This is a genomic window from Alkaliflexus imshenetskii DSM 15055, assembly GCF_000517065.1.
GTDB lineage: Bacteria > Bacteroidota > Bacteroidia > Bacteroidales > Marinilabiliaceae > Alkaliflexus > Alkaliflexus imshenetskii.
Genome location: NZ_KI912105.1, coordinates 4,094,895 through 4,108,720 on the forward strand (window position 1 = coordinate 4,094,895; position 13,826 = coordinate 4,108,720).

The window sequence follows — 13,826 nt, forward strand, 5'->3', positions numbered from 1 at the left end:
ATTGTTTTTCAGAATCAACAGTCAGATTCTGAAAATGACGAAGGGGCTGTCTTTACAGACAGCCCCTTGCTAAATCTTAAATGTATATAGATGAATGAAACTATGCAAGTTTCACATTTACAGCATTTAATCCTTTACGTCCTTCAACTAGATCATAAGTAACTTCGTCGTTTTCACGAACATCGTCCTTTAAACCTGATACGTGTACGAAATACTCTGTTGAAGAATTTTCGTCTTTAATGAATCCGAAACCTTTCGTTTCATTGAAGAATTTTACTACTCCTTTGTTCATAATATGAATTTAAATTGATAATGCAAAGATAGTAAAACAATTGTGGTTAAAACAAATATTGAGAGATAAAAAATTAAAATTTAACATTTTAAGGGATTGGTGCTGCAAATGCAGTTAACAGAAGTTAATAACCGACTGGATATTTTTTATTTAGATTTATTATAACTAAATTGTCACATTATCAGTAATTGAAGTGTACTAAAAGTACCACAGCTCAAAGCCGATATGCAATTTTTACTTACAGAAAAATAAAATCATGATTCAAAACAAGCAAAAAGAAGTAAAGTCTCCAGATTTAAGTAAGATGCAGGCTGTTATTATAGATACAAAAACAACTATCTATATTCCTGTTGAATCAGATCCGGAAGAGGCACGTATGCGCTATCTGGAAAGACGTCAGGGACCAAGAAAATAAGGTTCCGGCCACTAAACAGACTATTTTTCACAACATCGGACTCAGTTTAGCGTCATTTGTTTATGTGATTTAACTGATTACGTATTATTGTATCAATATCTCAATAGGCTCCGACAGTTTAAATCTTAAATATATATTGGGATGTTAACCTGAAGGATGTCTCAACACTACCGTCGATGCAACTTGTCGGCAAGGTCTGGTTCTCACTGTGCTTTTCTACTACCAGATAGAAGAACTCCGCAGTGAGAACACGATCTAAAACCCACCGCATTATTCAATATCTACCCGGTATATTTCCTTAGCTTCCATTTGTATTGGGATAAACATAGAACAGACATTTCACTATTCTTCCTAATTGGCTGCCTATCCTGATGTCTTGTATCTCAACATGAACTGACTTTAATATGTTTTTTTTTAAACCGTGTATAATTTGCAGTCTTTTAACATACCACTTTTTAGTCAATGGTTGGTCGGAAATCAAACCATAATTTAATTGGATATGGCTGATCGCCATTTTGGCTTCCATACCAGCCTTGCGTGCTCCTGTAACCAAGTTGTTCAGGCATCTTGAACTTGGTCCCAATAGCTGGAATCTCATACAAAAACGAAATGTCAGCATTGGGAAATGGTGGGTTTGTTCCACCTAAAATATGCTTTGATGATTGCGGAGTAAATAGTTGAAAGAACAAGTTTGGAGTGCCTGAAATAATGGAAAAATTCGAATTATGGCCAATTATTGTCATCCAATAAAGGTTTGCATGATATCCTTTAAACTCCGGATAGATAAGATTTTTAAAGCTTTCGCCTGTAACTGTATTGTTATAATCCTTTTCCCAAACCCCAAAGGATGTACCCTTAATACGGTTTTTCCAAACCCTGTAAGGTCCACGACCATACCATCGCACAGCCATGCACTCTTCCTCTGGATACGAAAAGCCAATTCCCAAATAATTAAAGTGTCCTCTAAAGTTATTGAGTAAATAAGCTTCCATATGAAGCAGTCCAGAATTATCGAACGTCCAGACAATTTTCCGGTTTGGATGGTCTGTAAATGCTTCTAAGACAAAACTACCATCAGAATTAATTCCCCACTTAGTAGATTTTATGGGCATTTCGACACCGGAAACTTGGCCCCCCCTCAATGGGACAACTCCATTCTTGCCCACAACAGATTGAATTGTGGCATCTGCTTTATTAAATGTAATAAACAAGTCAGATGACGAAGCTGTAACTGAAACCTCATCTTCAGTAAACTTAACATGTGCGGATGAACCAACTTGAATCAATTCCAAAATATCTTCTGCCAACTGCCATGTTTGCAACAATGGCCAGCTCCATGTATAAAGTTCTCTACCTTGATTATCAAAAGCGGTGAAGTAGAACAAATCAGAATCATTTAGTTCTCCATTAATTTCAACATCTATTGCAACTTTTTCGCCAGGTCGGGCATTAACACCAGAAATTGAACCAGTGGCTATTACATCAGTTTCGATACTATTATAGCGTGTGCGTGTGGCTTTCCATTCAAATGCACATTGATTGAGATTGGTATAGATAAATTTATTCTCGATGAATAATCTTCCATTCCATTTTCTGTTTATGATTAGTGGAGCAACCTGTACCGGTGACCATATCTCCTTTATGGTGTTGAAACTACCGCCTTTTTCTCGAAAAGGACCAAGAATTCCGTCAGGCGCATGATCCCCATCACTGTCGTACACTTCCCCATCCATGTCGGTACGCAATACAGCTTCATCAGAAAACACCCATAAGAAACCTCCTGCATGTAATGCAGATGATTGGTAATAATCCCAATAATCCTCAAGTCCTGCACCATGTCCACCATCATACAATCCATGCAGGAACTCAGTTGGCATAAACGGATCGTTTCCATTGACAAATCGTGCCACGCCGAAATTGAAGGAGGGATAATGATGCAAATCAATACCGTTTCGAAGCAGCCATGGGTATAGAACCGGTCGTTTCTGCACGTCATAATTGTGAAACCACTTCTCATTTTCGAAATCCCATCCACCTTCATTTCCATGACACCAAGCCACCACTGACGGATGGTTTTCGTCCCTTAACACAGAAGATCTAATAACTCTGGGTCCTACTTTAATGTCGTACCCATCCTGCCAACCGGCCACTTCGTTTAATACAAAAAGGCCAATAGAATCACATAATTCCAAGAAGCGTTTGTCGGGAGGATAATGCGCCATGCGAACAGCATTCATGTTCATCTCTTTCATTAGCATAATGTCATCAAGATGGTTTCTATCAGATAATGCTCTGCCAGTTTCAGGCCAAAAGGAATGACGATTTACCCCTTTAAAGACGACTTTTTCACCATTCACATAAAACCCATCATGTGTGCGAAACTCAACCGTTCTAAAACCGATGCGATGCACCACTTCATGCAAAACTTCTCCCCCTTTCTGTAATGACGCCTTTATTATATATAGGTTCGGATTCTCAGGATTCCATGCCAATATATCCTTATACGCCCCTTCGATTTGCACTGACCCGGCCCGCTGCGGGAAATTCTGCACAAAGATGTCTCCAACTGAACTTCCATCCAAAGTAGCCAATTCGATATGCAAAGAGGCTCCAGGCAGAGGTTTGTTAATCTCAGCAATGGCAGTAAATGAACCATCATCCCTTGCATCAACAGCCAACCGAGTAATATGCTCATTGGGTAATATTTCAAGATAAACAGGACGATAAATTCCCCCAAAGATCCAGTAATCAGCTTGTCGTTCAGCTCTATTTACAGACTCATTTTCAGAATGTTTGGCTACCTCAACCTCCAATAAATTAGATGAACCATATTTCAGAAACTTACTTATATTGAACCTAAACCTATAAAATCCACCTTGATGAACTGGTCCTACCTGCTTCCCGTTAACGGACACACGCGTATCGGTAATTGCACCTTCAAATACGATGTTAACCGTTTTGCCTTTCCATTTACTAGGCACATTGAAACGATGTCGGTATAAACCTTTTTCCTTTCCCACTTTAAGGTCGGAATTGCGCCAATCATGACCATAATTATATGAACCAAAGCCCTGAAGTTCCCAATTAGAGGGTACTGGAATGGTTGTCCAGTGGCCACTGTTGCGGCCATCGGTACATAAAAACTCCCAATTTACCGTATTGGCCGCATCAGTTCCAGACAAGTATATAATTTCACTATGCTGAGCCTTGGCGAGACCACCAACAATAAATAGGAATAATAAAATGAGCTTAAATTTATCCATTATCAAACGTATAGAATCAATAAAAGATCTTTAATGTTTTAATCAAATAAAGGCCAGACAGGATCCCATGACCTTGCAGTTCGCATCAGAGTGTGTATACGTTCAACTATATCAGGATAATTGGCTGATAAATCTAACGATTCTGAAGGATCAGTTTTAATATTATACAACTCTAAAGGAGCGTCTGGATTTTGTCTAATGTTTACCCTGACACCTTTCCAGTGATCGAGCAAAATAGCCTGGGCTTTGCTCCCCTCGTGAAACTCCCAATATAGAAATTCATGTTTTTGTTGTTCATTACCAAGCAACTCGGGCAAGAATGAAATCCCATCAGTAGGTTCGCATAAAGCGACTCCAGCAACATCGCAAAAGGTGGGCAATATATCCCAAAAGGCAGAAACATGGTTGCTGATACTTCCAGGTTTTATTTTCTCAGGCCACCGGACTACAAATGGCACACGCAAGCCTCCCTCATAAAGGTCACGTTTCACTCCTCTGAAGGGATAGTTACTTAGTTCATAGAACATTCCGGGCGAATCACCACCATTATCACTGGTGAAAATAATCAAAGTATTATCTCGAAGCCCCAGCTCGTCCAATTTTTTAAGCAGGATACCCACTTCATTGTCGAGATGTGATATCATCGCTGCATATCCCTTTTCCTCTTCAGTCCACAGGGAATCGGCATAAATACCAAACGAAGGCACTTCAGAATAACGTTTTCCGAGCAAGGCCTCGCCATTATCGTGAGGAATAATAACTGGGAGATAGAGAAAGAATGGGTCTTTTCTATTATTGTCGATAAAGTTCAAAGCCTCACGGGTAAAATGGTCTTGTGAATACTCGCCCATCCTCAACGGATAACTTCCTAAGCCATTAGACCAGTGTGATGTATCGAGGTATTGCACGTCATTATCAAGATATACTCTTTCTCCGTTCCTGATTAAAAACTCAGGATAGTGATTATGAGCTAATACCTGATCGAGATAGCCGAAATAATAATCGAAACCATGATTTGAGGGCTCACCCTCGCTACCTTCGATACCAAGTCCCCACTTTCCAATCAATGCTGTTGTATAACCGGCTTGTTTCAATTTTGTAGCAACAGTAGTAGTTCCTTTTGGCAGCGGCATTTGCCCGCTAGGCTCAACCTGAAGATTGCCTCTTATTGGTGTATTACCAGTATGCAATCCGGTCATTAACACCGATCGGGATGGCGCACAAACCGACGAACCTGCGTAATGATTTGTAAATATGACACCTTCAGAAGCAAGTTGGTCGATATTAGGTGTTTTAATAATTGTTGACCCATAACATCCTAAATCGTTATATCCCAAGTCATCTGCCATAATAAAGATAATATTTGGCAATTGTTGAACTTCTTTTCTGGTGCATGAGAAGAGAGAAGCGGTTGCCAACACAGCTACCTCTAAAAAGCCTCTTTTATTTAATAGCATATCTAATTCAATTAAAATTAAGACAGAACTTTTTGAAACTAAGAATAATTAAACAACAAGCCCAATTCAACCCGATGCTAGGTTAAATCGGGCTACGATTATGGTTGTATAATGAACATGGCATTATATTTGGTAAGAACAAGAACGAATCCGCCGCCCATTTTCATGACTATGTTAATTCTATCATGACTATCAACGTCGAAACGCTCAACCAGATAATCTTCAGCCTGACGGTTTGCATTTACACCATCCTTAATCATTTTTGCACTGTATGCGCCATTTAAAAACCTTGACAAATCTACCTCAACGGTACGCTCGTCCCAGTTGTTGAGTCCGCCAATAAACCAGTCCTCTCCTTTTCGTCTGGCAATCAGAACATACTCACCAATTTTTCCATCGAGGACAACGGTTTCGTCCCAGGTTACAGGCACTTCAGAAAGAAACTCTAAAATATCGGGATATTGTTCATAAGCTGTAGGTGCATCACATAACATCTGAAGGGGTGAGAAATAAGCCACAAACATTGCCAATTGATGACATCTGGTGCCCTTACTCATAGGGTTATCATTTCTCTGATGAAAATCTCCCTGAATAGAATTTCTCATAGCTCCTGGCGTGTAATCCATAGGTCCGGCCATCAATCTCGTAAAAACCAAATCAACATTGTGTCCCGGTTCCGGTCCATTTGAGAACTTATTGTATTCATTGCCTCGCACTGCCTCGTAGGTGATAAGATTAGGATAAGTCCTGTCTAAGCCGGTAGGTTTGGAACATCCATGATAATTCACCAGAAGTTGATATTTGGCAGCCTCCCTTACAAGACGTTCATAGAACTCAATAGCCAACTGGTCATCACGATCGATGAAATCCACTTTTATACCTTTAACGCCCCATTTATGGAACAGTTTAAAAGCCTCTTCGTATTGCCTGTCAATTGTGTGCCATACACACCATAATATAAGGCCAACACCTTTTTCTTTGGCATAGGCAGTTAAATGCTCCATGTCAACATGAGGAGTAGGGAGCAATACATCAAACTGGTCTGACCAACCTTCATCCATAATTACATAATCGATACCGTTGGCAGCGGCAAAATCGATGAAATACTCGTAAGTTTTATTGTTAATCCCAGTTTCAAAATCAACACCTTTTAGATTGAGGGCATTCCACCAATCCCATGCCACCTTTCCAGGTTTAATCCAATCGGTAGAAATCTTCGCTGGTCTGGCCAACCTGTAAACCATATCCGAATCGGCCAAATCGACATCCTGCCGCGCTACTACAACAATTCGCCATGGGAAACTTCTTGCACCTGTTGTTTTTGCAATGTAATCGGCAGTTTTCGTAACTTTTAGATTAAAACGATTGTGCCCCCCCTCTCTCCACTCGAGGGGATATCTAGGAAATTTCCCATTTAAATATGGCCAGGTATGAGCCAATGTTTTGGATAGATACATTCCAGGATAATTATACACATCAGACTCCAGTATGGCCAACTTTAAATTCTCCTGATCAATAATGGAAGGCAGACTTACAAGGTTCGATGGAGTCACATCAAGGATATTTTGACGCGTGTTGACCTCTTCATAAGATGTATCAAAAGCATCTACCACATGATTAATCATTCTAAAATTATTCCAAAATCTAAACTCTACCTCCTCATCAAACACCACAAGGTCTCCTTTAAAGTTTGTTTGAAATCTATATGCAACTCCGTCATCATAAACTCTGAACAAAAGAGAGTAGGATGGATTAAAATCGAGTTTTAGCTCATTGTAACTATTTTGCACCTGGCTTCGAATGCCCCAGACTGTTTGAATGGTTTCATTAACTGATGTAATGTTACTTGAAACAAGTTTAGGCGATTGGCCTAACAAACCTCTGCTTGTGTTCATTGAAACAGGTGAAAACCACATAACCTCCTGCCCATCAACCTCCAGATTATAATATATTCTATCAGTAAGTTTTAGGTTAACGCGGATACGCCCATCAGGTGAACTAACATTTAATGTTTGAGTCCACGCTCCCAGTGCCCATAAAAAAAGCAAAGTAGATAAAAGAAATTTCATCATAACAAAATTATTTTTAGAAAATTGACGAAATACCCATGTTATCAATTTCGCTCTTATTGCGCTTGTATAACAGGGTGCTTCATATTAATAGTTTCAAACTTATCAATCAACAGTATTAAAGAAATGGTGATTGTTAGGTTAAATCAAAGAGCAATCAGTTAATAAATGAAGGCCTTACTGAGGTATTGAAAATACTGTTTGGATGTGTAAGTGCTACTTCGAGCCCCCATCCGTGCAACGATTCAAACGTTCCATCATGAGTCATATCCATGGCCGGACAATCCTTGTTACCCGGCCCCCATGACCATGCCAGCCAACCAATTTCCAGTTTCTGGCAAATATCCATTATATAATGGTATGGGATGCAGCATTTGCATTTAACCTCCATTGGCGCATATTCTCCAATGATAAAGGGAATATCGCTATCTATGGAACGCTTTAACGCATCGTAGATTCTTTCATTAGAAATACCTGAATCCCAGATGTGCCATGAAAAAATAAGATTATGCAATGGGTCGTTTTTTATCAGCTGCTCAGCAGTAGCTAATAAATTCTCCTCGTTGCGCCCCCAATTGGAAGCATCGATTACCAATGGCACCCTAATACCTGCACTTCTCATCCGGAACACAATATCGGAATACACCTTAGCAAACTCGTCATTTGGAACCACGTAGCCGCCAGCCTCATTGGCAATATTGAGCAAAATGTAACCTTCATATTTCTTAATGACTTCCAGCACATCCTCTCGCAGCCAAAAATCAACGCAAGCGTAAAGGTCTTCACCCCATTTTCCGGTTGCATCATGCAGTTCAATCATTGGAATTAAGTTGTTGCGAATGCTGTTTCTGATAATCACATTGAGTTCGGGTCCACCTCCACCCCATTTCATCCACATTATCCGAACTACATTGGCACCGGTTTTTCTAATTTCAGGGAACGATTGTTCACCAGTTATATCCGTAACGACATTCATTTTATTCACCCCTCTGAGGATGATCTTTTCACCATTTGGTGCATACAAAAACCGCCCGGATGTATAACAGGTTTCACGAGCCGTTATTTTCGTTGATGTTGTTTGGGATGGGTTACTGCAAGCCGAAAAATAGCCAGCCAGGACAATCCAGACAGTCACTAAGAATACCTTAACAGGCGAAAAACCTATTTGGCCCAATTCTAAAAAGTAAAAGGAAACCTTACATATATTAAATTGTGAAGTAACCCATTTCGTTGTATTCAATTTGTCACGCATTATCAATCACTTAAAGTTCTCTAAAAACGTAAGTTTAATTAGCATCGACCACATCAAGGAAAATCGTCTACTACCGTACCTCAAAACTATATTCCCCACTTTCAACCTTTACCATATGATACCCATCGACCCAATTAACATATTGCACATGCGGTTGATTTTTAAGAGGACTGCCGCTTTCGGTAAGCTTACTATTTTTCTCGCCTGGCACATATACAGTGGCATAGCTGCCAACAGGTACTGTTATGTTCATTGTAAAACAGCTCTCACCTTTTTTCCAATGAATACCTGCTTTACCAAAGGCTGTAGTGTTATAATATTTGACGAATGATAAACATCCAACGGGTTGGGGGCGAAAGAGAATATGCCTGTATCCAGGTTCATCGGGATTTGTATTTATTCCAGCCAACTTCCTGTAAAACCAAGTTATACCGCTGCCAAACATGGGGTGATTGTGCGAACCGCCAGTATCCCAATACTCCCACATTGTTGTTGCTCCTAGTGCCAGCCAACGTCCATAACTAGGTTCATCGGTTTTTACCATTGCTTCCCACGCAAGCTCATGCATTCCATGTTCCGACAAGGTTTCAAAAAAGAACTGAGTACCAAAAATTCCAGTATCCAAATGTCCATTATTGGCTGCAATTTCCTTTTTGAGAGCGCTGACAACCCTTTCATAGCGGTCTGACGGGACACCCATTACCAAGGCGAATAAATTACCTCCAAATGGCCCATATGTGCCATGCTGCGAGTTATAGAACCTTTTGTGAAAAGCCCTTTTCGTTGCCTCTGCAAGTTTTGCGTAACGGTTTGCTTCTTTTGTTTTTCCAAGAACAGCAGCAGTTTTGGCAGTATAATCAACACATCTCCAGAAATAAAAAGTATGAACCAATGCTTCATCCGGCAATTGATATGGCACGGCCCAATCACCTAAATTAAACCATCTTAGCACATTTCCATCGCGACCTTTTCTCTGCGAGTGCACAATTCCATCCTTTCCAAGCCATGTTTGCAAATACCGGAGATACTCTTTCATGGCCGGATATGAATCCTCAAGAATATCAACTGCGCCATAATGCACATAGTATTCCCATGGCATTATACTAATGGCTGCTCCCCAAGCTACGCCGCCACCGCACCCGGGTTGCCAGGGAGCGCAATTAGGTACATAACCTGTTTTCGTTATTTGTGCCCCAATTATATCGTGAATCCATTTCTGATAAAAGTTACGGGCATCATAATTATGCATTACGGTGATGCAAGTTACCTGTCCGTCGCCGGTATAGGCAGAACGCTCACGATGCGGACAGTCGCTCACAATGCCTCCGTGCATGTTGTTGGTTTGGGTTCTTTTCCAGATTTTATTGATATCGTTTAACAATGTGGAAGAAGTTTCAAATAGTGCTGTTTCATCAATTGATGTATAGACCACTTCGGCGGTAATTTGCTCCGGATGTAAAACACCAGGCCAATTCAGAACCTCTACCTGCCTAAATACAAACCAGTTAAATCTCGCAGCATAGGATTCATTGCCTTTACCACTAAACACATAACTATTGTCGCCAGACCACGAGTTACTTAAATACCGAGTTTCAATTTTATGTCCTTCAGGGCCGTTCATATCAGTTAACCTAACCCATCCAGAAACCTCTTCACCAAAATCAACAATCCACCTTCCATCATACATTTTTTCTATACGGCATGGCTTCAGCCTTTCCATGACTTTATCGGTATTAGCTGTGTGGGCTACTAGTTTCCCCTCTGGCGCATTTCGACAAATCACATTTTCCCAATCTGAATCATCAAACCCCGGCGCATTCCAGCCTGGCTGTTCCATACGGGCATCGTAATGCTCTCCGTAATAAACCATGTCCATTATTATGGCACTTTTACTTACTTTCCAACTATCATCGGTTACAATGACCTCTTCTGTTCCGTCGGTATAAGTAATGTGTAATTGAGCAATAAACCGAGGGGAGCCATAACCTTGAGCCCAAAACTTGGCAGGATTATAAAATCCGTTGCCAAGGATACTGCCCACAATGTTTTCCCCTTGCACAAGTCCTTCTGTCACATCATAGGCCAAATACATTACTTTATACTCTTTAAAATCATCAGGCAGCGGGATATTCTGTTCTTCCAGACCATCCCTTTTTCCATAATTGGTTTGGTTTGGCACCAACACATCGTCACCTACCTTGTGCCCATTCAGATAAATTTCGAAATAGCCCAGGCCAGAAGTAAATACTAAAGCTTTCTTAATATCTTTATTTATGTTGAACGATTTACGCATAAGAGGTGCTGGCGGGGGGAGTTCATCCGGAAGGAAGTCACCTGGCCAGCCAGGCTTCGGCAATGTAGCTTCACCCTGCCATGGAGCGCCTATCCATCGCGCATCCCAATCGGTGGGTTTAAGAAGTCCCATACGCCAGAAAGCGGGTTCGCTCCATTCAGAAACATGCCCGTCTTTATCCCAAACCCTAACCTGCCACCAACATTCTTGTCTTGAATGAAGAGATATACCAGAATATTCAATGCGATTGGATTGATTACCCAAAACCTTGCCACTATCCCAAAGATCGGGTTGTTCTAGTTGTTCAGGGGCAGAGGCTACCCTTATTTGCCATGCAGTTTGTTTCTGACCTCGAACATTTTCGTGGGCAATATTTACCCATGAAAGACGGGGATTGACAACGTCAACTACAGATGGATTTGTCGTATACTCACACAACAGATTAGTTGGACTAATCATAGCTACACTAATATACCACTTCATTAAAATAAAGGACAAGAGCACCAGTGTTTTCTTCATGTTTTAGAATTTAACATTCAACATTTATATTAACTCGTAGAAATATTCAAATGAATGTTGGTTTTCTACCCAACTACAACCAACCTAATACTGAGAAACTGGCTATAAAAAACACTTCTGAGCGATTAGGCTTTACAGAAGCTCAATAACCAATCAAGGGATCACATTAACTATAACACGTTTGTAGCGTGTAAGCGATGGCTTTCCACTGTCACTTACCTGCAATATTATATGTGTAACTTGTGGGCTCCTCAATTCAACCTCCTTTGGAATTGTAATTGTCATTACAGGGCTGTTTCCATTCTCAATGATCACTCCCCTATTTCCTCTCCAGTGCCAATAGCTGCCAGCCTCGGGATAATGTATCCACTCGAAAACCAACTCATCACCATCCGAATCGTAACTCGAAGTGGCATCAATTGTTATACTTTCGCCGACCTTTAAATTAATCTCGTTGCCTCCTGCCACTCTAACTACCGGTGGATGGTTTGCTTCTTTGTATGGTTTAATCGTCCAGTCCATACGTGCCGCAAAATCGTTCTGAAAAGCACTGCGCCAGCGCCATATCGTTGCATGGTTACTGATATGTACAGTCCCGTCCGCGGCTGTAACCTCATCACGTGCATCCGTCCAGATAGGACGTGGTTCTGGTTCGTGGTAATCGTAGCGTAAGTATTTTGAAAAATGAGGGATATATAATTCGTATCGCCCTCCCCATCCGCCAAAATCAGGTCGTTCTGGATTGTTGAGCCCATTATTGATTAAAGAAAGAAAACTTGGGGTATCTCCTTCCATTATATATTCTGATAAAGGATATTGAGCCCCCAATGGCCCATGGTTTTCGATAATATTATGACGCAACCAGTTATTGCCAACTATTATTGTATCTGCATCAGAAGAAAATCGATAGAATTGTTCCCCAGAAATTCCTGACCAAGTAGCTTGTCTGTAGTACCCCCCCGGACTTACAATATAAAACAAACCGGGAAACTCTTTTCTTAACCAATAGCCAGAATCATCCTGATCCGATATAGTATAAACCCTTAGTTTTGAAACGAACTTATTTAGCTGCTCAGTTGTTCTGGTTTGTCTAACCTTCCATAGAGCCTGTGCCAATGTATTAGGTCCACCCCATACAGATATCCATACCGGCCTTGGATCATCCATATCAACTACGCGAATAATCCATTCAGAACCTTCGGAATCCATACCGCAGCCCACACCAGTCATACCATATTTGGGGATTCCACTTTTTATGACTGATCTTAGATATTCTTCTGATGGAAATCCTGGCTCATGAAGATTCAGATTATCCCTTACTTTACCAAAAGCCTGAACAATCTCTTGAATACGCCATTCAGCGGTACGGTTTCGAAGATGAGTCGAGGTGGTTGCAATTAAACCCTCCACATCAAAATGATTGGAATATAAAAGAAAACGCACCAAAGACTGCGCATCATCTGGCTCATTTTCAATATCTGTTAGCACAATAACCCTGGGTTTCTCCTCAGACATAAGGGGCTGAGTAAATGCCAACAATAAAATAGATATATACAAAGTATAGGTTTTCATCCGGAAATATTTATTTCTCCACTGGTTGGATGGAACGAGAATGATTCAACATATTCATTTTTTGACCTGATAAATAATATTCATTAAAACTATAAGCCTTTAACACTAACCGACTCTCTACATGCTTGGCGGCAAGCCTAGCATTTCGTTCAATAAATTGGCAAGCATCTCATCAGTGCCATCTATCTGCCTCACAAAATAATGATTTGCGTTATTTTCAGTATTATTCCACCTACTACCAAATTCTTTATCAAACTCAAGAGTACCAAATTCAACTACAGAAAAGAAACCTGCCTCTCCCCTAACAGCGAACAGCACCGCTGCAAGATCCCAAGAAGGCCTTTGCTCATCGAGCGTTAAGTTTTTATAATTCCATAACCAATCGCGATAAGCCGTGCGTACAATATTGCCAGGAGCTGTAGTCATCAAGCTTTTACCCGTCATTGTTTCAGAACCACCATCAACAAAATAGGCCGGCTTTGAAAAATTTTCTATCAAATACTGAGTGTATGGCGCTGTATTGTTGAAAAAGAAATTCCAATCCTTTACGAAATAGTACCCCTCATTATATGCACCCAATGCACCGAGTGCAACCCAGCGATTCAGTTTCTTATCCAACAGCTCTTTACCTGTTAGGGGCGATAGGTCATCGGGTTCAGATACAAAGGTAATGTGGCAAATAATAGTTGGTGAC

At 40.6% G+C, this 13,826-nt stretch carries 9 protein-coding genes; 1 reads left to right on the plus strand and 8 read right to left on the minus strand.

The features are described 5' to 3' along the window. Positions 1–100: 100 nt before the first annotated feature. A complete protein-coding gene (locus tag ALKIM_RS0116970) occupies positions 101–292 on the minus strand; it encodes a cold-shock protein (protein WP_026475695.1) in 192 nt (63 codons plus the stop codon). A gap of 256 nt (positions 293–548) precedes the next feature. Here ALKIM_RS0116970 and ALKIM_RS19960 point away from each other — a divergent pair, with 256 nt between their 5' ends. Next, entirely contained in the window at positions 549–707 is a 159-nt protein-coding gene (locus tag ALKIM_RS19960; RefSeq protein WP_157363960.1) for a hypothetical protein, read from the plus strand. Between the two features lie 455 nt (positions 708–1,162). Here the strand turns inward: ALKIM_RS19960 and ALKIM_RS0116980 are convergent, their stop codons facing one another. The 7 genes from ALKIM_RS0116980 to ALKIM_RS20070 all read right to left on the minus strand — a co-directional run. After that, the gene (locus tag ALKIM_RS0116980; RefSeq protein WP_044118044.1) at positions 1,163–3,970 is read right to left on the minus strand and encodes a glycoside hydrolase family 2 protein; all 2,808 of its coding nucleotides are present in this window, start codon (positions 3,968–3,970) and stop codon (positions 1,163–1,165) included. Between the two features lie 38 nt (positions 3,971–4,008). Next, entirely contained in the window at positions 4,009–5,427 is a 1,419-nt protein-coding gene (locus ALKIM_RS18985) for an arylsulfatase (protein WP_084555932.1), read from the minus strand. A gap of 98 nt (positions 5,428–5,525) precedes the next feature. Then, a complete protein-coding gene (locus ALKIM_RS0116990) occupies positions 5,526–7,499 on the minus strand; it encodes a glycoside hydrolase family 97 protein (protein ID WP_026475697.1) in 1,974 nt (657 codons plus the stop codon). A gap of 154 nt (positions 7,500–7,653) precedes the next feature. Beyond that, positions 7,654–8,748 (minus strand): cellulase family glycosylhydrolase, encoded by a 1,095-nt coding sequence (locus tag ALKIM_RS18990; protein ID WP_052345625.1) that lies wholly within the window; start codon positions 8,746–8,748, stop codon positions 7,654–7,656. Positions 8,749–8,818: 70 nt separating this feature from the next. After that, positions 8,819–11,560: a family 78 glycoside hydrolase catalytic domain gene (locus tag ALKIM_RS0117000; protein WP_026475698.1), complete on the minus strand. Its 2,742-nt coding sequence runs from the start codon at positions 11,558–11,560 to the stop codon at positions 8,819–8,821. A 153-nt stretch (positions 11,561–11,713) separates the two neighbouring features. After that, positions 11,714–13,132 (minus strand): nucleoside hydrolase-like domain-containing protein, encoded by a 1,419-nt coding sequence (locus ALKIM_RS0117005; RefSeq protein WP_026475699.1) that lies wholly within the window; start codon positions 13,130–13,132, stop codon positions 11,714–11,716. A 117-nt stretch (positions 13,133–13,249) separates the two neighbouring features. Continuing rightward, a partial coding sequence (locus ALKIM_RS20070) for a nucleoside hydrolase (protein WP_026475700.1) occupies positions 13,250–13,826 on the minus strand: 577 nt, incomplete at its 5' end.

What these genes read in the sequence shown, in the direction of transcription:
- ALKIM_RS0116980 (WP_044118044.1), bottom strand. Translation starts at nt 3,970, where the DNA reads ATGGATAAATTTAAGCTCATTTTATTATTCCTATTTATTGTTGGTGGT.
- ALKIM_RS19960 (WP_157363960.1), top strand. Translation starts at nt 549, where the DNA reads ATGATTCAAAACAAGCAAAAAGAAGTAAAGTCTCCAGATTTAAGTAAG.
- ALKIM_RS0116970 (WP_026475695.1), bottom strand. Translation starts at nt 292, where the DNA reads ATGAACAAAGGAGTAGTAAAATTCTTCAATGAAACGAAAGGTTTCGGA.
- ALKIM_RS18985 (WP_084555932.1), bottom strand. Translation starts at nt 5,427, where the DNA reads ATGCTATTAAATAAAAGAGGCTTTTTAGAGGTAGCTGTGTTGGCAACC.
- ALKIM_RS0116990 (WP_026475697.1), bottom strand. Translation starts at nt 7,499, where the DNA reads ATGATGAAATTTCTTTTATCTACTTTGCTTTTTTTATGGGCACTGGGA.
- ALKIM_RS0117005 (WP_026475699.1), bottom strand. Translation starts at nt 13,132, where the DNA reads ATGAAAACCTATACTTTGTATATATCTATTTTATTGTTGGCATTTACT.
- ALKIM_RS18990 (WP_052345625.1), bottom strand. Translation starts at nt 8,748, where the DNA reads ATGCGTGACAAATTGAATACAACGAAATGGGTTACTTCACAATTTAAT.
- ALKIM_RS0117000 (WP_026475698.1), bottom strand. Translation starts at nt 11,560, where the DNA reads ATGAAGAAAACACTGGTGCTCTTGTCCTTTATTTTAATGAAGTGGTAT.